Annotated in this window: 24 protein-coding genes; 18 read left to right on the top strand and 6 right to left on the bottom strand. The window is 50.1% G+C overall.

Features of this window, described 5'->3' with window-relative positions:
• Window positions 1–80 precede the first annotated feature (80 nt).
• Genes srlA through VPR01S_RS01185 form a run of 3 tightly spaced genes read left to right on the top strand, consistent with a single transcriptional unit; the run spans window position 81 to window position 1,978 of the window.
• Window positions 81–647 carry a PTS glucitol/sorbitol transporter subunit IIC gene (gene srlA, locus VPR01S_RS01195; protein WP_021703458.1) on the top strand — a complete coding sequence of 189 codons (567 nt, stop codon included), beginning with the start codon at window positions 81–83 and terminating at the stop codon, window positions 645–647.
• A complete protein-coding gene (srlE, locus tag VPR01S_RS01190) occupies window positions 644–1,615 on the top strand; it encodes a PTS glucitol/sorbitol transporter subunit IIB (protein ID WP_021703457.1) in 972 nt (323 codons plus the stop codon). Before srlA ends, srlE begins: the two co-directional genes overlap by 4 nt.
• 6 nt (window positions 1,616–1,621) lie before the next feature.
• The gene (locus VPR01S_RS01185; RefSeq protein ID WP_021703456.1) at window positions 1,622–1,978 is read left to right on the top strand and encodes a PTS glucitol/sorbitol transporter subunit IIA; all 357 of its coding nucleotides are present in this window, start codon (window positions 1,622–1,624) and stop codon (window positions 1,976–1,978) included.
• 74 nt (window positions 1,979–2,052) lie between these two features.
• Here the strand turns inward: VPR01S_RS01185 and VPR01S_RS01180 are convergent, their stop codons facing one another.
• A complete protein-coding gene (locus tag VPR01S_RS01180; RefSeq protein WP_021703455.1) occupies window positions 2,053–2,916 on the bottom strand; it encodes an AraC family transcriptional regulator in 864 nt (287 codons plus the stop codon).
• 249 nt (window positions 2,917–3,165) lie between these two features.
• Here VPR01S_RS01180 and VPR01S_RS01175 point away from each other — a divergent pair, with 249 nt between their 5' ends.
• The gene (locus tag VPR01S_RS01175; RefSeq protein WP_021703454.1) at window positions 3,166–4,368 is read left to right on the top strand and encodes a YbfB/YjiJ family MFS transporter; all 1,203 of its coding nucleotides are present in this window, start codon (window positions 3,166–3,168) and stop codon (window positions 4,366–4,368) included.
• On the opposite strand, the gene VPR01S_RS01170 is transcribed toward VPR01S_RS01175, so the two are convergent.
• Window positions 4,369–4,980: a LysE family translocator gene (locus VPR01S_RS01170; protein ID WP_021703453.1), complete on the bottom strand. Its 612-nt coding sequence runs from the start codon at window positions 4,978–4,980 to the stop codon at window positions 4,369–4,371.
• Window positions 4,981–5,083: 103 nt separating this feature from the next.
• Between VPR01S_RS01170 and VPR01S_RS01165 the strand changes: the two genes are divergently transcribed.
• Both VPR01S_RS01165 and VPR01S_RS01160 read left to right on the top strand, forming a co-directional pair.
• A complete protein-coding gene (locus tag VPR01S_RS01165) occupies window positions 5,084–5,962 on the top strand; it encodes a LysR family transcriptional regulator (protein ID WP_021703452.1) in 879 nt (292 codons plus the stop codon).
• 114 nt (window positions 5,963–6,076) lie between these two features.
• A complete protein-coding gene (locus VPR01S_RS01160) occupies window positions 6,077–6,550 on the top strand; it encodes a GAF domain-containing protein (RefSeq protein WP_021703451.1) in 474 nt (157 codons plus the stop codon).
• A gap of 6 nt (window positions 6,551–6,556) precedes the next feature.
• Here the strand turns inward: VPR01S_RS01160 and VPR01S_RS01155 are convergent, their stop codons facing one another.
• Window positions 6,557–7,258: a lipoate--protein ligase family protein gene (locus VPR01S_RS01155; RefSeq protein WP_021703450.1), complete on the bottom strand. Its 702-nt coding sequence runs from the start codon at window positions 7,256–7,258 to the stop codon at window positions 6,557–6,559.
• A 137-nt stretch (window positions 7,259–7,395) separates the two neighbouring features.
• Here VPR01S_RS01155 and VPR01S_RS01150 point away from each other — a divergent pair, with 137 nt between their 5' ends.
• Complete coding sequence (locus tag VPR01S_RS01150) at window positions 7,396–8,712, top strand: MFS transporter (RefSeq protein ID WP_021703449.1); 1,317 nt, start codon at window positions 7,396–7,398, stop codon at window positions 8,710–8,712.
• Window positions 8,713–8,764: 52 nt separating this feature from the next.
• Here the strand turns inward: VPR01S_RS01150 and VPR01S_RS22580 are convergent, their stop codons facing one another.
• On the bottom strand, window positions 8,765–8,935 hold the full coding sequence (locus VPR01S_RS22580) for a hypothetical protein (protein ID WP_021703448.1): 171 nt from the start codon (window positions 8,933–8,935) through the stop codon (window positions 8,765–8,767).
• 135 nt (window positions 8,936–9,070) lie between these two features.
• Between VPR01S_RS22580 and VPR01S_RS01145 the strand changes: the two genes are divergently transcribed.
• Window positions 9,071–9,829, top strand: coding sequence for a helix-turn-helix domain-containing protein (locus tag VPR01S_RS01145; protein ID WP_040902181.1), 759 nt, complete (start codon window positions 9,071–9,073; stop codon window positions 9,827–9,829).
• 92 nt (window positions 9,830–9,921) lie between these two features.
• Here the strand turns inward: VPR01S_RS01145 and VPR01S_RS01140 are convergent, their stop codons facing one another.
• A complete protein-coding gene (locus VPR01S_RS01140; RefSeq protein WP_021703446.1) occupies window positions 9,922–11,070 on the bottom strand; it encodes an aminotransferase-like domain-containing protein in 1,149 nt (382 codons plus the stop codon).
• Between the two features lie 112 nt (window positions 11,071–11,182).
• Between VPR01S_RS01140 and VPR01S_RS01135 the strand changes: the two genes are divergently transcribed.
• From VPR01S_RS01135 to VPR01S_RS01095, 9 genes are all read left to right on the top strand, one after another.
• Window positions 11,183–12,052 (top strand): AraC family transcriptional regulator, encoded by an 870-nt coding sequence (locus VPR01S_RS01135; RefSeq protein WP_021703445.1) that lies wholly within the window; start codon window positions 11,183–11,185, stop codon window positions 12,050–12,052.
• 74 nt (window positions 12,053–12,126) lie between these two features.
• Complete coding sequence (locus VPR01S_RS01130) at window positions 12,127–12,720, top strand: LysE family translocator (RefSeq protein ID WP_021703444.1); 594 nt, start codon at window positions 12,127–12,129, stop codon at window positions 12,718–12,720.
• A gap of 15 nt (window positions 12,721–12,735) precedes the next feature.
• Entirely contained in the window at window positions 12,736–13,551 is an 816-nt protein-coding gene (locus VPR01S_RS01125) for a helix-turn-helix transcriptional regulator (protein ID WP_021703443.1), read from the top strand.
• A gap of 148 nt (window positions 13,552–13,699) precedes the next feature.
• Complete coding sequence (locus VPR01S_RS01120; RefSeq protein WP_021703442.1) at window positions 13,700–13,942, top strand: HP1242/YdcH family protein; 243 nt, start codon at window positions 13,700–13,702, stop codon at window positions 13,940–13,942.
• Window positions 13,943–14,137: 195 nt separating this feature from the next.
• The gene (locus VPR01S_RS01115) at window positions 14,138–14,542 is read left to right on the top strand and encodes an SPOR domain-containing protein (protein WP_021703441.1); all 405 of its coding nucleotides are present in this window, start codon (window positions 14,138–14,140) and stop codon (window positions 14,540–14,542) included.
• A gap of 202 nt (window positions 14,543–14,744) precedes the next feature.
• A complete protein-coding gene (locus VPR01S_RS23180) occupies window positions 14,745–14,951 on the top strand; it encodes a DUF1656 domain-containing protein (protein ID WP_021703440.1) in 207 nt (68 codons plus the stop codon).
• 10 nt (window positions 14,952–14,961) lie between these two features.
• Entirely contained in the window at window positions 14,962–15,819 is an 858-nt protein-coding gene (locus VPR01S_RS01105; RefSeq protein ID WP_021703439.1) for an efflux RND transporter periplasmic adaptor subunit, read from the top strand.
• A gap of 17 nt (window positions 15,820–15,836) precedes the next feature.
• Window positions 15,837–17,864, top strand: a complete 2,028-nt coding sequence (locus tag VPR01S_RS01100; RefSeq protein ID WP_162147555.1) for an FUSC family protein — start codon at window positions 15,837–15,839, stop codon at window positions 17,862–17,864.
• Window positions 17,865–17,957: 93 nt separating this feature from the next.
• Entirely contained in the window at window positions 17,958–18,317 is a 360-nt protein-coding gene (locus tag VPR01S_RS01095; protein WP_040902102.1) for a GFA family protein, read from the top strand.
• Between the two features lie 10 nt (window positions 18,318–18,327).
• Here VPR01S_RS01095 and VPR01S_RS01090 read toward each other — a convergent pair whose 3' ends face one another.
• Window positions 18,328–19,200, bottom strand: coding sequence for a LysR family transcriptional regulator (locus tag VPR01S_RS01090; RefSeq protein WP_021703436.1), 873 nt, complete (start codon window positions 19,198–19,200; stop codon window positions 18,328–18,330).
• A gap of 144 nt (window positions 19,201–19,344) precedes the next feature.
• Here VPR01S_RS01090 and ampC point away from each other — a divergent pair, with 144 nt between their 5' ends.
• A complete protein-coding gene (gene ampC / locus VPR01S_RS01085) occupies window positions 19,345–20,502 on the top strand; it encodes a class C beta-lactamase (protein ID WP_021703435.1) in 1,158 nt (385 codons plus the stop codon).
• Window positions 20,503–20,537: the final 35 nt, after the last annotated feature.

The raw sequence follows: 20,537 nt of genomic DNA, 5'->3' as shown, positions 1-20,537 counted from the left end.
TTTTTTGTTTTGCCTCTTTTTCAATGTGTCAATAAGGGAAACACTTCGGCTATTCACCGGGTTAATTGAGAGCCGAAAGCATGAATTGGATCGTGAAGGGAGCAGACTGGTTTATCGGTCTGTTTGAAAAGGGTGGTGAGGTGTTTACTGGTATGGTGACACAAGTGCTGCCATTGCTGATCTGTCTGTTGGTTGCGATGAACGCTCTCATTCGTTTTATTGGTCAACACCATATTGAAACACTGGCGCAGAAAAGCGCTTCCAATCCCGTGTCACGCTACCTGTTGTTACCGACGATTGGCACCTTTGTGTTCTGCAATCCGATGGTGCTCAGCCTCGGACGTTTTTTGCCCGAAAAATACAAACCCTCCTATTACGCGTCGGCTTCTTACAGTTGTCACACCATGAATGGTCTGTTTCCCCACGTGAACCCCGGTGAGCTTTTCATCTATCTGGGGATCGCTGCCGGAATCACTCAGCAGGGGTTGTCGCTCGGGCCACTCGCCATTTCTTATTTATTGGTTGGTTTGGTGACAAATTTTTTGCGTGGTTGGGTGACTGACCTCACCACGCAATGGGTCGCCAGACAGCAGGGGGTGACATTGAATGACAAGGTCGATCTGGATTCGGCCGGAGAGAAGGCATGACGGTGTTAAAAGTGATCCGCGGGCAGGGCGGCTGGGGCGGGCCGTTGTTTATTCCAGTGGAGCCAGAGAAGAAGATCGTCTACATCACTGCGGGCACTCGTCCGGTGTTCATTGATGAAATGGTGAGCATGACAGGGATGCAGGCGGTGGATGGTTTCGACAGTTTTGTACCCGACGAGCACATTGCCTGTGTGGTGATTGACTGTGGTGGTACGTTGCGTTGTGGGCTCTATCCGAAAAAACGTATCCCGACTCTGAACATCCACGCCACTGGCCAAAGTGGCCCGTTGGCACAATACATTCAGGACGACATCTATGTGTCGGATGTACGCAGTGGCTGCTTTTCTCTGCTCGACCAACGCGATGTGCCCCAACGCGAATCTGCACCTCTGGCTCAAAGTGATACGATTGATACCACAAAAAAACTGACTCAACAGACGGATGGGTTGCTGGCTCGCGTCGGTATCGGGATGGGATCCGTTATGGCCACGTTGAATCAGGCCGGTCGGGAAACGATCGATACAGTACTGAAAACCATTCTGCCGTTTATGGCGTTCGTCTCAATGCTGATTGGTGTGATCTTGGCGTCCGGTTTGGGCGATGTGATTGCGAATGCGTTATCGCCATTGGCCGGAAACCCGCTAGGCCTACTGACGATTGCGTTGATCTGTTCGTTCCCTTTGCTGTCACCGTTTCTCGGACCTGGCGCAGTCATCGCTCAGGTGATCGGCGTTCTTATCGGCACTCAAATTGGTATGGGTACGATACCCCCGCATCTTGCTTTGCCGGCTCTGTTTGCTATCAATGCTCAGGCGGCATGCGATTTTATTCCAGTCGGCCTGGGGTTGGCAGAAGCAAAGCAAGAAACTGTGCAGGTTGGGGTGCCCTCAGTGTTGTACTCCCGGTTTCTAACGGGAGCGCCAACGGTGCTGATTGCCTGGTTCGTGTCGTTCTTCATTTATCAGTGAGGGCATATGTTGCAATATCAGACGACGATCCTCTCGGTAGGAGAATGCGCCAGAGATGCTTTGCAAGATGATATGGTGATTTTGTTTGGACGCAATGCGCCGCAAGAGGTGCGGGAGTATTGTTTTGTGCATTCAGGATCGGAGTTGGTCGGACAGATAGATCACGACACCACGTTACTGATCGGTGAACGGGCATATGTGGTGACGGCTGTCGGCAAAGTGGCCAATCACAACCTTGCCAAACTGGGGCACGTGACGCTGAAGTTTGATGGCCAGCGCACGCCTGAACTACCGGGAACGATTCATTTGTTAGGGCCGGAATTAACCACGCTCAGCGACGGTGATGTGTTGACTTTTGGCTGAACGCTGATGTCGAACGCGGTAAGATCTGGCGCTGCAGTCACCAGACCGTAATTTACGTTATAGGGCGGACAGCCTTATCTGATCGGCAGATAGATGTCGGTGATCAGATCACACTCGTCCACTTCATGGATTAAATTCAGATAGTGGAAAAAGCATGGAAAATCTCTCAGCTCTTCGCCGCTGTCCGGCAACCATTTTCGATACAGGTGATACACCGTATCGCTGATCCCGTCGTGGCTCCCTTTATGTTGGATCACCGCGCAACGTCCCGGAGGAATCACGCCATTTTCGACACCAAATTCATTCTCGGGCACATCTTGCAGTACACTGCCTGCAATATCAAAACGAAATGCCTCCTTGGGCGTATCGTTGGGATCGCTGTACGGAATGCCAAACGTTTGGCTGGTTTTCACCGGCGATAAACCGGTTTGTTTGCGCCACTCAATCAGTTTAGAAGCGGTCTCCAGCACGCGCTGATGATCACCTTGATGCGTGATAAACGCAATCTGAGTGCGCGGAAAGTCAATGATTCTGACGTCCAAGTTCATGTCTCCTGTTTTTATCGGATGAATTTCCAGTCGGCTGTGCCAGGTTGGCCAGTCCGGCTGACTTCTGAACTGAGACGGTGTTTGGCCAAGCGTGCGACTGAATGCCCGCGAAAAGGCTTCCGGGCTGTCAAATCGAGCTTCAAGTGCGATATCTGTGACCGTTTTCTGCGGCTCGAAGGCCAAGCGAAATGACGCTCTTCGTAATCGGGCCAACAGAAGATATTGTATGGTACTGATACCAATCGACGCCTTAAACACGCGATGAAAGTGGTACTTTGAGCAGACCGCGATGTCACTGAGCATATCCAGTGAAAGATCATCATCCAGATGTCGCTCAATATAATCACATACACGTTGCACACGTTGTTCTCGGGTGCGAATTACACTCATCGTTATCTCGTCTTAATGTTCAGAAGTTGGCGTTATCATAATCAGTGAGTTTGCGCGTTGCCTGATTGAAATTGCGCAGTTACGCCACCTTATCAGAAATTTACGACGTATAAACCTCGGCGAGTCAGGGACTTGTATAGCACTATACCGCGTGATTTCATGGCTCGCTTTTTGGTTCCGCTTCTGACAAAGTAGTTGAATAACTCGTGCTACAACCCGCCGTCGAAGCGGCAAACAAAAGGAGCCAGGATGGCGATCAGCAAAACCACTGCCGCGTTACTTGTTGGCGTTAATGCAACCCTGATGGGGATAGGACTTTCCCGTTTTGCGTTCACGCCATTAATTCCGGCTCTGGCTCAGGGAAACTGGTTTACGTCGGTGGAGGCTGGTTACCTTGGCGCGTCGAACTTACTGGGGTATCTGATCGGTGCCTTGCTGGCGCACAAAGTCTCGGAGCGTTTTGGGTCTGCTCGGGTTTTGCTGGTGTCTGCACTGGCTGTGGGGTTGGCGTATCTGGTGTGTTTTACGCCATTTTCCTTTTGGTGGTTTGCATTATGGCGTTGTCTCTCCGGAATTGGTGGTGGCATGCTGATTGTGGTCGGCCCTTCCTTCGCGCTTCTCAATACGCCTGAACGCCACCGCAATACGATTGGCACGATGATTTTTATGGGCATCGGTCTTGGGGTGGTAATCTCCGCCGTGGTGATGCCGTTTTTACTCTCTGTTGGTTTAACCCAAACCTGGTTGGTGTTGGGGCTGATGGCGCTGCTTTCCACCTTATTGTGTGGTGTTGGATTACGCCGTTTATACGTGCCAACAAGGTCTGAGGCATCACGACATACGCAAAACGAAGATATGTTTCAGCCTGGCCTTGCTGCTTGGTTGGTGATTCTGGCGTACGGATTCGATGCGGCGGGTTTCATTCCTCACACCATCTTTTGGGTCGATTATATCGCGGTGGGATTGAATCAAGGGACAAAACAAGCGCTGTGGTACTGGAGCATGTTTGGTTTTGGCACCATGTCCGGGCCGCTGATCGCCAATCTTCTGGTGCGAATGGTTGGCTGGCGAGGTGCGATTGTATGTGCCTTTATCATCAAAACATCGGCTGTCGCGATACCTGTGTTTATCCTCACACCAGCCGGGCTGGCGGTCTCTTCGTTTTTAGTTGGGGCGATGATCCCTGGTGTCGTCTCGTTGACTTCAGGGCGGCTGGCTGAGCTGGTGGGTGTATTGCACCACAAGAAAATGTGGGGTTTGGCGACAGCAATGTTTGCTTTGATTCAGGCGTTGTCTGGCAGTGCCATGTCGGCCTTTTTTGACTGGCAAGGCGTTTATGCTCCACTGTTCCCGGTAGCCGCTATGTTGATGGGCACCGCCTTGCTGCTAGTGGTCGTCAGTAATGTGGTAGAAACGCGGTCCGCAAGGACCGCGCAACAAGTTTCCCGGTGATTACGCTTTAACCGCTAACGCTGCACCAAACAGCATCAATCCTGCGCCGCAGGCCTGGTTAAGCCGTTTCTTCATGCCCAGCAGACGTTTCTGCAACAAAGGCGCGGTAATCAATGTGGCCACCAGCGAAAACCAGATGCCATGGAGCGCAATCATATACACGCCATAAAGCAGGGCTTCCATGTCGGTGCTGCCGTCAGCCGAGATCACCTGGCTGAAGATACTGAGGAAAAACAGCATTGTTTTCGGATTCAGCGCATTGCATAGGAATCCCTGCAGCAGATACCGGTGCGCTGCAAGTGGCTGTTCCGCGGAATAGGAGAGGGCTGCATCGGTTGACGCGCTGAGTATCCCTTTCATCCCAAGATAAATCAGATACGCAGCCCCTGCGTATTTTATCCCCATAAACAACCATTGATTCTGTGAGACCAGGTAACTGATTCCCAGCCAGGAATACGAAATGTGGATAGTGATCGCTAGGCTGATACCAGCCGCGGTAAGTAGCCCCGCCTTTCGGCCCGCATTGAGGCTATTTTTTAATACCAAAACGAAGTCTGCCCCTGGGCTGATTACAATGAGTATGCCTAATATGGCTAAGCTGATAACTTCCACAGATTGTCCTTGATAAGAATGAAATTTTCTCGATGATTGTATGCCGTCGAATGCGAGTCTATAATCGAAAAGAATTCGATTGATAAGTGAGGAAAACTCACATATGAGGCATCTGAAAGCGTTTTATGTTTTTCATGTTGCGGCGCAATCTGAAACGTTCAGTGAGGCGGCCGAGAAACTCAACCTGACGCATGGCGCGGTCAGCAAGCAGATAAAAACGTTGGAGAGCTATCTCAAACAACCTCTGTTTACCAAGCAGGGGCGCAATGTGGTACTGACTGCACAGGGCAAGGCGCTGAGTGATTACACCGATAAAGGGTTTGGTTCTTTGCAACAAGGAGTGGAACACCTTTCCCGGCTGCAAACACAAGCGCTGGAAGTGTCGTGCGAGCCGACACTGACCATGCGTTGGCTGATGCCTCGATTGGGGGAGTTTCATGCCCAGTCGGGAGCCGATGTTCGTTTATCGACAGCAGGTGGCCCGGTGTTACTCGGTCGCAGTGGTTTGTCTCTGGCGATCCGGCGTGATGATTTTCCCCTGACCGAAAACTACACCAAAACCACTTTGGTGGAAGAATGGGTAGGGCCGGTCATGAGCCCTGAGTATTGGCAACAGATTTGTACTGAATCTGCGTCGCTTAAAATGTTGCACAGTCAGACCCGGCCGGAGGCTTGGCAAGAGTGGCAGGCGATGGCGAATCATGCTCCATTAAGCCATCAGCACAATCAAACGTACGCGCATTTTTATTTTTGTTTGCAGGCGGCAGCCGATGGGCTCGGCGCAGCGATTGGCCCGTATCCACTGGTCATGGACGATTTGCAAAGTGGCCGTTTGGTAGCACCGTTCGGTTTTGTGCCTTCCGGACACGATTATGTGTTGTTGGGCTTACCTGAGGAAAGTTCGCCCTTGGTTACGGCCTTCGAACAATGGCTTACCAAGCGCATATCGGCCTGCGTGCCTGAACAGGCATCAATACAATAAACACATACGGATGAAAGAAATTGAGCAGTAGAACGGTTATATCCAACGAAGCGCTCTAGACTGTGACCCATTCATCACACCTTAGTGCTTGATTTTGACAACCAGGAGACCTCAATGGAACTGAATGCAATTGCTGCTCATCACGCCGCTATCACTCAAAAACTGAATCAAATCGCCACCGACTCTGGGCTTCACTCGCTGTTGGTGATGCAGTCGATGCCCAATGAAATGGTGGTATTTGCCGCCAATACTCAAGAGATCTACAGCCCGGGAGATGCGGGCCCGAAAAGCAATCAAGCCGGTTGCCATGAGCTGTATTGTGAACGTGTCATCGATACGAATCAGCCGTTATTGGTTGGAGATGCCCGAACCGACGCTGAGTGGCAGGGTAATGAAGATCTGGTGAAATTCGATTTAGGTACTTATTACGGTGTGCCGATCCATTGTCAGGGTCAAGCGGTTGGTACCGTGTGTGCACTTAACCGCTCGCCCGTCGATTTTCATCAGGGTCGTCCGAGCGTCGTTGAACAAATTGATGCGCTGAGAGCGGAGATCGAAGCGCTACTCCATCAGGAATCTGCTCGGTGAGGTCATCTAACGCTGGCTGAGAAAGGCATCAGTGATGCCTTGATAAAGGCTGTCCACACTCGGATGGTCTGAGAGGTGGTCGAACAGCGGCGTGTGGACATCCGCAAGAATGTCAGCGGTTTGGCCACTGAGTCGATTGCATACCCGTATCGGCTCAACGATTTGCGGCAGGTTTGCCTGCAACAGAATACAGGCCTGCGCCAAGACCACTTGTCCTCCGCCTTTCTTTAGCAGCACCCGCTGTGCCGTGCCGACCACTTTTTGTCCGGCGATATTCAGGTTGTAGTCACCGTCGCAGTAGGATCCCGGAGTGGCATGAATGTCGGTACTCACTCCGAATTGAGTAAAAAATCGCTTCAGAACGTCACACAAATGGAGATACGCGGCTTTTATGTCATAAGGCTGATTGTCCGGCCAGTGGTAAATGTGGGATAGATTAATAATGCCCGGAAGCTGTGGCACCGGCGCCCCTCCGGTTTTTCGTTCGACCAACTTCCAGCCAAGGCTGGCGATTGCGCTGTCTAATTCTGCGGTTCTCGGCCATTTTGTTCCGGCGGGAAGCACCACCGTTGGGCTTTTGGCTTGCCAAAGCAGTAGAACCTGAGAAAGCGCGCCGGATTGTACCTGGCTGAGCAGTTCACTTTCTTTGCGAAATGCGTCTTCAGCTTCAATGCTGAGATAACGTATGAGTTTGTTCTGAGTGGCCAAATCAAGCTCCTAAAGCGGGGAGAGACAACGCCATGTTGACCTGAAAGCCAGAGATTCGCAACCATTTGATCTCTATACACAAGCTGTTAACTTAATGACGTCACCACAAGGCCAGATTCGATTTGCCGGAGAAGATCATGAATCAACAAACACTGGACAGTATCTACGAAAAAATCATTAACGATGAGGATGCCCGAGCTTGTAAAGCCATTCCAGATTCAGCGTGTCGTGAAGTGCCGGGCAACTTTATTAAGATGATTGTGGCCCAGTTTCTGACCAAAGTGGGTGATGCGTTGATCAATCCGAAAGTTACCTTACCCTGGATTCTGCAAAGCATCGGGGCGCCTGTGTATCTGATCGGTTGGCTGGTGCCGATTCGTGAATCGGGATCGCTGATCCCGCAACTGAGTATCGCTCACTATATTCGCCGTATACCAGTGCGCAAATGGGTGTGGGTGGCAGGCAGCATCTTACAGGCGCTCTCCATTTTTGCGATTGGATTTATTGCTCTGACCATGACGGGCGTGGCCGCTGGTTACGCTGTGATCGCCGCATTGGTCGTATTTAGCCTGTCACGTGGTCTTAACTCGGTGGCCTCCAAAGACATTCTCGGTAAAACCATTCCCAAATCCCAACGCGGTCAGGTGAACGGCTGCTCATCCAGTTCATCCGGTTTGGTGACCCTGATATTGGCCAGCTTGCTCGGGCTGTCCTGGTGGTGGCAAGTGGAACCAAGCGAACGCTTTTATGGGGTTAGTCTCGCTGCGGCTGGAGGCGTTTGGCTACTGGCCGCGTTGGTGTATGCAAGGATTAATGAATATGCCGGTGAAATTGACGGTGGAAAAAGCGGTATGCTCGAAGCGTTTAAACAACTGGCGTTGCTGAAAACCGATCCAACTTTCCGTCGTTTTGTCATTACGCGTACGCTGTTCCTGTGCTCGGCGCTCAGTGCCCCATACTATGTGGTGCTGGCACAACAATCATTTGGCAATCAACTGTGGGTATTGGCGCTGTTTATGTTTGCCAGTGGATTGGCCTCTTTTGTGTCCGGACCGTTTTGGGGACGCCTGTCCGATCGTTCCAGCCGAAGTGTGATGATCATTGGCGCGACCATGAGCGCATTGATCGGTGTTGTGCTGTTTGTGTGTGAGCAATGGCTGAATGGCTCGTCTGCCCCGGTTTACTTGCTGCCAGTATTGTATTTTTGTGTCTGCATTGCGCACGACGGTGTGCGTGTCGGGCGCAAAACGTATCTGGTTGATATTGCTGAAGGCGACCGACGTACCAGCTATGTCGCAGTCAGCAATACGGTGATTGGTTTGATGCTACTGTTGATGAGTTCGATTGGTGCGCTGTCGCATGTGATCAGCTTGTCATCGCTCGTGCTGGTATTTTCAGTCGTCACTCTGCTCGGTGTGGTCATGGCGAAGCAACTGCCCGAAGTGAGTCACTGATTCGCCATGACACGACGATGCCGCTGATACGCACAAGTTACGCGGGGTTGGTCTAGAGTATCAGCCAGCCCAACACCAGCGCGACAAGACACATGACAAATAACGGCAGACGCCCCGGAGAGCGTTGACTGACCGATTTTACCGGTACTGGTTGGGGATCTTCCTGGAATGTTTTTTTATGCAGCTCTGGTATGTAATCTGAGGAGCGGTCTAAGTGATACATAGTGACCTCGTGTATGCGTGATTCAATGATTGCGTTGAGCTAAGAATCCTTAAATGACCTTTTTTGTGCAATTGAAAACCAAAAGGTATCTATATATGATTCCTTATGGTCAGTTTGAAGATACAAGAGGGCAAGGTGGAGCCGTTACACAGTGAGATTTGTCGCCAGCTTAAGCTGGAATTGAAACGCGCAGGCGTCTCGTATAAAGCGCTCAGTGAGCATCTTGGTGTGTCTGAAGTCAGTGTGAAGCGGCTGCTCAATCAACAGCAGCCGCTGTCCATTTCCAGAGTGTGTGATATTGCTGATTTAGTTGGGGTATCGGTATCGCAGATCATGGCCAGAGCGGAAGAGGCGGTGTCCGCGGTGCCGGTTTTTAGCGATGAGCAGGACGCTGCACTCTATGAGCATCAGGAGCTGTATACCTTATTGGATCATATGATTTCAGACCGAGCCGATGCCGATTGGTTGATGAAAAAGTACGATTTGGATGAAGCGTCGATGTATTTGTATCTGCGCGACCTTGAAAAGCTGGGATTGATTAACCTCATCAGTGGGCTACGATTTCGTGTGGCTGTGCCGAGGCACATTGCATTTTCAGAGTCGCATCGTTTTCCGAGTTATTTTAAGAATCAGGTGCTGGAAGGGCTGAAAGAGCGCGTGCAATGTATTAAGCAGGACAACAAATCAGCCTATTTTATTACCTCTAAACTCAGGCTGACTGAAGAGGAGTTTCAGCAATATAACCTCGGGTTGGAGGCCATGATGATGGACGCGTTACAGTTATCGCAGTCGCGCGATGTCAACACTCCGGGAACGGATGAATACACGATTGCCGATCTTGGCGCGAAAGGGCGCTTTCATCCAGAGTTGAAGAAACCTCACCGCAGGCGGTAATTCGCGTCAACGCGAAACGATTCTTCTCAGCACTACTGATACCTGAAAAAGCACCGGGAATATCCCGGTGTTTTTGTTTCTCTGTCCTTTGCTTACAGAGCGTTGAGCACGTCCGCCAGACGACGAACAGCCTCGGTCAGCTCTTTGGGTTCGGCGTTGGTGAAGTTCAAACGCAATGCGGCCGGTGTACCTTCTGGTTGAGGGTAGAAAACAGGGCTTGGTACCACCGCGACACCGTTGGAAAGCAACGTTTTGGCAAGTGCAAAAGTGTCACATTGGGGAATAGACAGCCAGACAAACATGCCACCGTCGATAGATTTGAGTTCACAGGTATCAGGCAACAGAGCACTTAGGGTTTCATGCAGAACCTCGTAGCGTGACTTGTACAACTGACGAATGTTTTTCATGTGCAGTTCGAAGTTGTCATGCTCCAGCAAGCCGAGCAGCAATGCCTGCATTGGAACGCTAGAGTGCAGATCCGCGCCTTGTTTTACTTTAATCAGTGGCGCCAGGTACTCTTTTTTACCGGAAACCGCACCGATGCGTAGCCCCGGCGAGGCTATTTTAGAAAAAGAGCGCAATACGATAGAGTGCTGAGGGCAGAAATCCGAGACCAGAGGTAACGCGTCACCCCGGAAACGGAGTTCACGATAAGGGGCATCTTCGATAAAGGCGACGTTATAGCGCTCACACAAATCGGCGACTTGTTGGCGTGTGTCCAGCGCCCAGCAAACACCGGTCGGGTTGTGAAAGTCCGGTACAGCGTAAAACATTTTAGGCTGACGGGTCTTAAACACTTCCTCTAATTGCGTTACATCTGGGCCGAATGCCGTTTGAGATACGGTAGCAATATCAGCCTGAACCAGACCAAAAACCTGCATCGCACCAAGGTAGCTCGGTGCTTCCATGACAACCACATCACCGGGGTTGATGTAAGCACGTGCAATCAGATCCAGCCCTTGTTGAGAGCCGGTACATGCCATGACATCGTGGCTTTCCGGCAGTGCAAAACGTACTTTTAGGTGCTCGAGTAGCGGCCCATAACCTGCGGTCGCGCCATATTGGAAAACGTGCGCCATATTGGCCATGTTTTCAAGCGTCGGCTTCATTAACTCGATAGGAAATGTCTTCTCATCTGGCAAGCCGCCGGCCAGAGAAATAACGTTCTTATCACTGGCTGCGGCCAGAATTTCTCTGATGTACGACGATTGAATCTGTTGCAGAGAGTGAGCAATTTCCATGTTGTGTTCCTGTATTTATTCGAATTTTATGATAGTTCGATAGTACAAGTCGTTGCGTTGGTTTGTTTGTCCATTTATGCTCTTCAACATGTCTATTTATGCTATTTAGTCGATGAGTCAGCAACACATATCCCGAATCAATGACGTGCTTTACCACATTCACCGCGACATCAGTGGTGCGCTCTCTGCAAAAGAACTGGCCGATGTCGCGGCGTATTCTGAACAGCACTTTCACCGTATTTTTAAACAAGTGGTTGGTGAATCGATTCATCAGTATGTGCGAAGAACGCGCATGGAATATGCCGCGAATCAACTGATGTTTGATCCGCGGTCGTCGGTATTAGAGATCGCCAACAAGTGCGGTTTTAACTCTTTGTCTTCGTTCAGCAGGGCCTTCAAGGCCACTTTTGAGATGGCGCCTGGCCAATGGCGCCAGCATGATCTTCAGGTGTCGGACAAACCGTATCTGAAAGATCCTGAAGTGGCTGCTGGCTATCATCGTGTGTACGGAAAACCCTTACCATCGCCGAAAATCATTGAAACACCTGAGCGCATGACGGCGTATGTTCGCCATCAGGGTTACAATAGGTCTATTAGGAACAGCTGGCTGATTTTAAAAGCCTGGGCTAACGCCGAGCAGCGAGATTTCGCAACGCAGTTTGGTTTGCACCATTCCAATCCCGCTTGGATAGAACTAAACCAATGCCGTTATGTCGCGTGTATTGAGATTGATAAACCCATCAAACTTCGTGGAATCGTCAATCAGATGACCATTCCGGGCGGTTTGCATGCCGTGTTCCGCTTGCGTGGCGTTTATGGGGAGTTGCTGCCACAAATCAGCATGGTGCTGGAAACCTGGTTACCTGGCTCTGGGTTCAAGCTCGGTGCGACGCCTGCGTATGTCCACTATCATCAGAATCACTTCCTGAACGACAACGAGCAGTTCGAACTCGATTTTTACTTGCCAATCAGCTTTTTCTGATCGCCGCCTGCAATATCGTTCAATACCCATTGGGCAGGGAGGATTACGCTTGTCAAAAAGTGAGGAGCGTAATCATGGACAATGTTTGGATTGCAATGGTGGTGTTTGCATTCGTAGGGGCGGTGACGCCGGGGCCGGTCAATCTCTTGGCAACCAGCACGGCAGTCAGCCGCGGGCTATCAGCGGCGTTAATGCACGTAGCGGGCGCCTCCATCGCTTACGCCCTGGTGGTGTATTGTTCAGGCAGTGTGCTGCAAAGCGTATTGAGCAGCCTACCGAGCCTGGAGTTTGGGTTGCAGTGTGTCGGTAGTGTCTTTTTACTCTATCTGGCATACAAAATTTATACTGCGCCAGTGACAGCGGTTGGCGAAGCGGGCGCCGCTGTCTCCGGCTTCTGGACAGGGTCTATGACTCAATTTCTTAATCCCAAAGCCTGGTTGTACGCTGCCTCGGGTGTGAGTTTGTATGTGCTTGGGCAGACGCAGCAGGATGTGTGGCTCATCCATTTCACATTAGTGTCGTTAGTGGTGTGTCTGTTCGGCGTCGGTATTTGGGCCGTAATTGGAAGAATGTTGTCCGGATATCTTGAAAATCCGTTTCAACAACGTACTTTTAACAGAGGAATGGCTGTATTGCTCGGCTGTTCAATTGGTCTGATTTGGCTGTAAACACAAGGATGATTCATGAAAAAGGACCGGAGTGCCCATTTCAAGCTAAGTACGCAGTTGCCTTGGGTTGAGTTGCGGGTCGCTGACAACAGTTCGGCGTGTTACGAGGCTCATTCACACGATGAGTTTTCTTTCGGAATCATCGATCAGGGCGAGGCCCTGTATCTCAATCGCGGCAGGCGGCATACCATCGGAAAAGGTGACATTGTCACGATTAACCCTGCGGATGTACATGCGTGCAATCCGCATCAAGGGCTTTGGTCTTACCGGATGTTGTTTGTCGATACTCGCAAAATGGGAGAGTGCCAACAGGAGGTGTTGGATGATGTATCATTTGACTACCAGCCATTTCGCTACGATCTGGAGCGTAATCCGTACCTCAAACAAGACTTTCTCAACTTGTTTTCAGCCTTACATTCAGAGAGTGATCGGTTGACCGCAGAGAGCCAGTTGTTCCGGTTTATTGCGCGCAGCTTCCAGCTCAAAGATGTATCTCGGACACAGGTTCCGTTAGATGTACCGGGCATACAAAGAGTGCGTGATAAATTGCTGGATGAACTCGATTCTGCGCATCAACTTAGTGAACTCGCTGAGGAGGCCAACATGAGCCGTTACCAACTGTTGAGGGCGTTTCAACACCATTTTGGTTTGTCACCGCATGCCTATCTGATGGATGAGAAAATCAAACGCTCTAAGGTGTTACTGAAACGAGGTCAAGACATCGCGGGCGTGGCGCTGTCTCTGGGGTTCTCTGATCAAGCGCACTTTCAACGCCAGTTTAAACGTAAAGTGGCGGTCACACCGAAATACTATCAGTCTCATTTCGTTTAACCTGACGCTGACGTCTCAATGTCTAAAATTGACGATTTTTTGTCCTGCTTTCATGCCTGAGTTGGCATCATATTCCGTGATCAAGTGCTACATTGATTGATGAGATAACCATCCCTTCCATTTATCTGAACGGTTAAAAGAGGTAGATATGTTAGGCGAAAATCACTCACTGACTCACGAATTTCCAGAACATCTGGATACCATCACTGAGCTTTGTAAACTTGACGAAAGCTTTGCTCAAAATGCCAAACACTATGATGCTCTGGATAAAGAGATACGGGTTCTTGAACTAAGAGGGGCTCCTATCGACGACAGGGCCATGAACCAGCTTAAAATGGAGCGCGCAGAGTTAAAAGATACGCTTCATCGTCATCTGGTCAACGGCAAATAGTGACGCAGGGTAGTATCTCTCATTGGCCGCCTGTCTAGGCGGCTTTTGACTTTCTGACAGTTATCCATCGGCGGGTGTTGGTTATTCTGCTGGCTGAACGGGTAAGATTTCATCAACCTCGCCTGAGAGATTTATTGAACTCCGACCACTGGTCGCCTGTGTACTCCTAGAGATGCAATAACACAGGAGTATACAGTGCGTAAGATCTTAGCTTTAGCGGCAGCGTTCATGCTGGCAGGGTGTGTCAGTCCTCATTCAGTGGCGGACAACCGGGAGTGTGTCGGTGTGATGTCGTCTGAAGATGCGTATGGCTACCTTAATCCCAACCATTACACCATGCAGGTCCTGGCGCTGAGACAAGAAAAGGATGTAAAAGATTACATCCGCTATATCGACCCAAAACATCCGGTATGGGTAAACTGGAAAGCGAGCCGGGGTACACGCTGGTATACCGTTACGGTAGGCGATTTCGCAACCAAGCAAGAGGCATACAACGCGCTTTCATCGCTACCGGGCAAAGTGAAGCAGTCTCAGCCCTTTGTGATCAGTTTTGCTGAAATGAAACGTAAGCAACAGACGAACGTCGTCCGGATGCGTTGATCACCCGCTTAATCGATGTTTGCTGGTCAGGTGGATGCAGCATTATCATACAAAGCCCTCAATTGAGGGCTTTGTTGTTATTTGGGCGATGAATGTGGTGCATCGTCTCTTATCATGCTCAGTAAGCTATAGTAATTAAAGACAAAATATTGAGTGCAGCTTGCAAACTTTGGCGTATGATAATTCTTTTAAGGAGGTATGGATGGGGTTTAACGAAGTCATTTTAGCCGATTCTATTTACCTTCCACCTTTCCTGAGAGTTGTGTTGCTTGGCCTGTTGATTTGGGCCGTGTTACATCAAATACTCCGACCTGTTCTGCACTCTGGCCATATCTGGCATCCGTCACTGGCTGACTTGTCACTTTTTATCATCAGCCTGGCTGCGAGTCTGAAAATTTTGATGTTGTGAGGGAATCCAATTGCAATTCATTAAACGTTACGGCTTAACCATAGTTTTAACGCTCATCGCGATTTTCATGGCACAGTGGATTTGGCATTACTACATGGCGGCGCCTTGGACGAGGGATGGGAAGATCAATGCCGACATCGTCAGTATCTCTTCTGACATCGCCGGTAAAGTTACGGAAGTCCGGGTAAAAGATAATCAACTGGTAAAGCGGGGAGATATCTTGTTTGTTATCGATCCCCAGCCTTATCAGATTGCTCTGGAACAGGCGAAAGCCTCGTTGCAACGTGCGACAGCGGAACAAATCAAAGCGGAACACATTGCCAAGCGGCGCAGAAACATGCCATCGGGCACCATACCGGCTGAGAGTATTGATGATGCGATCAATGACGCGCTGGCGGCAAAAGCCGCTGTTGCAGAGGCGCAAAGTGCAGTAGACCATGCCACTTGGTCACTGGAAAGAAGTCAGGTTGTGGCTCCAACCGATGGCTACGTGACCAACCTTAAAGTGCGTCAGGGCCACTACACCCAAGTGGGAGAGTCACTGGTGGCGCTGGTCGATAGCGAATCATTTTATGTCACCGGTTATTTTGAAGAGACCAAGCTTAGCCACATTCAGGTAAACGATAGAGCCAAAATTACGTTATACAGCAACGATGAAACCCTGACTGGTGTGGTGGAAAGTATCGGCCGGGCGATTGCTGACCAGAGTGTCGACAGCGCCAGTTCACTCATTCCGTCCGTTAAGACCAATGTTCCCTGGATTCGGCTGGCGCAGCGCGTGCCGGTTCGCATTAAACTGAATACGTTACCTGCACACGCCCTGTTGGTTGTCGGCACCAGTTGCACTGTGGTTGTCACTCCTCAATGAATAAGGCGTTAGCTACCGTGTTTCAAAAGCTGCCCTGGCGAAATACGCCTTGGGGGGCTGCCAGTCCGGATTTGTGGCGCAGTAGTCTGAGGATTGCAATCGGAATGTGTCTGGCATTGGCGGTCGCATTTTACTTTCAGTTGCAACAGCCTTACTGGTCGATGGCCACGGTGGCGGTGCTGCGTCAGTCCACAACAGGCAGCTTATTGACGCGTTCACTCGCGCGGATCGTCGCTACGGTCGTTGGTGGAGTGATGGCGATGATCATCGCGGGCTGGACCATGAATGAACCCTGGCTTTTGGTATTCTGCGCTGCGTCCTGGCTGGCGCTGGTGTCTTACGTGTCTTCGATTCAGGTTCGGGACAACGCCTACGGCATCGCTATCATGGGGTACACCAGCTCGTTAGTGCTGTTCAGCTCGATCAACAGTGTCGGGCTGGAATCTTTGTATTACACCACCAATTGGCGGATCAGCGAAGTGATCGTAGGCATTGTCTGCTCTGCGTTGATGCTGGCGATTATGCCAGATTCATCGAACGACAAACTCAAATTGCACCAGGCTTTAAGTGCAATGCGTTCGCAACTGCTGGATCACGCCATCGAGATGTGGCGTGAAAAGGAAAGCGACAAAGCGGTCTCCGTCCTGTTGGGGTTTGTCGGCAGAATCATGTCGGTCAATCTGCTTCGGGTTCAGGCGCTGTGGGGAAATCTGGAGTCCCGGCGTAATAAAGCAGTACTGAATTATCTGATGCATTTATTGTTTCGGATGCACTCGCAGTTGACGGCAATGCGGCGCTTTTTTATTGATTGGGAAGAGAAACCAGAGAGCCTCAGAAGCCATGTCCGGGAGTATCTGGATTTACTCAAACAGCCTGAACCGTGTCGTTACCAGGTGGCGCGCGTATTGGCGAAAATGTATCCCGACGCACGCAACGATCATCGTTACTATACGATCTGGGAACGCTTGCAACATTTTCAGCAATTGCAGTTCAGTTATCTGCGTTGGCTAAAGCACCTTAATGCACCGCAAGCCTCAAAGCTTCGCGCTGAGCCTCCCAAAGGCACCCGAGTTGAAGACATTATTGAGCACAAACAGGCGGGTTATAACGCGCTGCGCACGTTTGCTGTGATTGTCGTATCTTGCGCGTTTGTTATCGGCACACAATGGGACAAAGGCAGCTCATTCATGTCGCTGGCAGCCATGATGTGCATTATGTTCTGTACCCGCCCGTACCCACATTTGGTGATTGCGCCAGCGATTAAGGCCATTCTGGTGCTGGCGGTGTTCTGCTTTTTCTTCAAGTTTCTCGTATTAGTGCACGTCTATGACTTGAGTGTGTTTCTAATGCTGCTGTTTCCTTTACTGGTGACGATGAAGCTGCTCGAAGGGTTGGCCGAGCCAAAGAACAAGGCTTTTATGCTGTTTCTTATCGTGATGTTAGGTTCATTGCTGATGATTACCGATCCGCCAGTCTACGATGTCCAGTCGTACCTGAATTCGGTATTGGCGATGTCTCTTGGTCCGTGTCTGGCGCTGCTGTCATTTGCGCTCGTCCAGCCTCACAAAGACAAAGAGTGGGGAGCTTCTATCATTGATATTATTCGTCGTCAGTTTAGTGGTCAGTTGAGGGCAAGACCACGAATGAATGAAGAGCATTTTGCGGCGTTTATTTACCAGCACGTCAACCTCGCGTTGCAACGTAAGGACATGACCGTCAGGAAGTGGGTTTTACGCTGGGGCGTTGTGATGATCAATGTTGATCATGTTTTGTGGTGTTTACGGCGTTGGCATTCTCGCGATCCTGTACTTCAGGAAGCCAAACGCCAGGTCATGGCGGAGGTGAGTAAGGTGATTATTCGCGACGCTTATGATCGCAAACAAATCGACGAGCTGGTGGCACGATTAAAGGCAATGACAGACGGGCTGGTCACACATCACAGCTCGGAATATCGAATGTTGGCCAGCATGGTCTGGCGTTTGCGATGTGCGTTATTGCCATTATCAACCGCGAATATGACGCCACAAGAGTTGGCTGATCATTAACTCAGTGCTCCCTTATTTCTGTTCCACAAGAGGGGGCTGCGACAGTATTCTAAACCAATAACCAATAACCAATAACCAATAACCAGGATGACTATGTATACAGGGAAATGCCATTGCGGCAACGTCACGTTGACCATTCCACGTTTAACCGAGACCACAACCAGTTGCAACTGCTCGATCTGCCACCGCTATGGCGCATTGTGGGGGTACCTGACTTGCAATGAGGTCCAGGTGGATATCGGGCAGTTTGGTCTGGGCAGTTACGAACATGGCGACAAATGCATTAGCTTTAAACATTGTAATCAGTGCGGTTGTGTGACGCACTACACCGCAACGGAAGCGTGGGATAGTGATCGTCTGGCGGTGAACTATCGGATGTTTGACCCCGGAGAGGTGGCGAACATCGATGTCCGCTATTTTGATGGCGCTGACAGCTGGACGTTTCAGGATTAATACCCGTTCACTATCCGCGATACTCCAGGAGCCACTGCTTGAATAGGGTTTGCGCTTTGGTCTCAGTTTGACTTTGGAGTTTTGTTAGCCAGTAGGAGCCGTTGTCGAGAAAGATATCGAAGGGTTGGATGAGCTTCTCTTCCATGAGTGTTTTTTCAAACATAACGGGAGGCGCTAATGCAATTCCGAATCCCTGAACTGCGGCTTCAATCATCGAAACGGATGAATCAAAGGTGATGCTGTTGAGTCTGGACTTAGGTAGCGGTATATGGGCTTGTTGAAACCACAACGCCCACTCCTCAGGATTGTATGAACGCAGCAAGGTGTAGCCCAGAATGTCCTGCGGTTTCTCTAAGTGATGGCCGATCGTTTTGTTGCAAAGCACGGTTAAAGGGGCAGGAAACAAATGCTCTGCTTCGGTCGCATGCCATCTGCCTTTGCCATAACGAATAAAGAAGTCCAGCCCTTCGGACACGGGATCCGCCACGTTGTTGTTGGTCGAGATTCTGACATCGATATAGGGAAAACGTTCATTGAAGTCTTTGATTCTTGGGAGCAACCAGTTCAGAGCGAAGGTGCCCACCGCACCAACACTGACCACTTCTCGGTGAATTCCTTGTTCAAGCATTTCTAGCGTATCGGTCATACTGTCAAACGCATTTTTAACCACCGGCAATAACATCATTCCTTCATCGGTCAGCGCTAATCCCCGCGGAAGACGATAAAACAGCGCTCCCCCCAGTTGCTGTTCCAACATCTTAACCTGCTGACTGATCGCCGCCTGCGTGACACAGAGCTCGATAGCGGCTTTGGTGAAGTTCAAATGCTTAGCAGAGATAAGAAATGCCCTCAGGGCATTCAACGGTAGATGTGTGATGTTCATGATTAGATCTTAGTTTAACTTATGGCTGAGTTTAGTTTTAACATATTGTTCTCTGATACGTCTATCCTTACGATTGGTGTGTTTCTAGAGTGATATATATTAAAAATCAATAAGTAACAGTTATAATTGGAGAGGTTCACTTCAATGTGTGTGAGAAAACTAACCATCAATGCAATAGCTCTGGCTATGTTGTTTGCGCCTGTCGTTAACGCGGCTGGCGTGGGAGAAAAACTAAAAAACGAGGTCGACAAACAGGCTCAAGCATTGATGCAGAACTATCATATTCCGGGTATGGCGTTTGGTGTTGTCATTGAGGGGAAGGCGTATTTTTACAATTACGGTGTGGCTGACAAAGCGCAAAACCAGCCTGTGTCTGAAGCGACGATTTTTGAGTTGGGTTCGGTCAGCAAAACATTCGCAGCCACGCTGGCGAGCTACGCGCAGGTGAAGGGGCAACTGTCGTTAACGGATACGGCGGAGCAACACATGCCAGAACTGAAAGGCAGCACCATCGGTGCGCGAACCTTGCAAGAGTTAGGAACGTACCTCGCAGGCGGGTTACCGTTGCAGTTTCCAGATGCGGTGAAAAACAATCAGGATATGGTTCAGTACTATCGGAATTGGGGCGAAGTGTACCCAAGAAACACTAAAAGGCTCTATTCGAACCCCAGTATCGGTCTGTTTGGCTATATCGCCGCGTTAAGCCTGAAAGAGGACTACGCGTCCGTTATGGAAAAAAATGTGTTTCCAGCACTGAGTATGTCCAATACCTACATCAATGTGCCGGATAATAAAATGAAAGAGTATGCATTTGGTTATAACGCGAACGGCGAAGCCGTGAGAGTGAATCCGGGTGTACTGGATGCAGAGGCGTATGGGGTCAAGTCCAGCAGTTCGGACATGGTACAGTACATCAAAGCCAATCTGGGGTTGGCCGTGGTCGCACCTGATATGCAGCAGGCACTGGTCAATAACCGAACCGGCTTCTATCAGTCCCGTACTTTTACGCAAGGTTTAGCATGGGAGATGTACCCGTATCCCAGCATACTCAATGCCCTTTTGGAAGGAAATTCGACGGATGTGGTCATTAAGCCTCAACCAATTCAGATCAACATGCCGCCGACACCACCGACGAACGAGGTATGGGTCAACAAAACAGGCTCGACCGGCGGATTTGGTGCCTACGTGGTCTACATTCCAAGCAAAGAAGCGGGTATCGTGATTCTTGCCAATAAAAACTACCCAAATCAGGAACGAGTGAAAGCGGCATTCCATATTCTGCAGGCAGGATTAGAGCAGTAAGCGCAACCAGGGTCGATAACGTTTGAACACTCATG

The organism is Vibrio proteolyticus NBRC 13287 (assembly GCF_000467125.1).
Lineage (GTDB): Bacteria > Pseudomonadota > Gammaproteobacteria > Enterobacterales > Vibrionaceae > Vibrio > Vibrio proteolyticus.
Note: the sequence above shows the minus strand (reverse complement) of the source record. Positions and strands in the feature narration are given on the sequence as shown.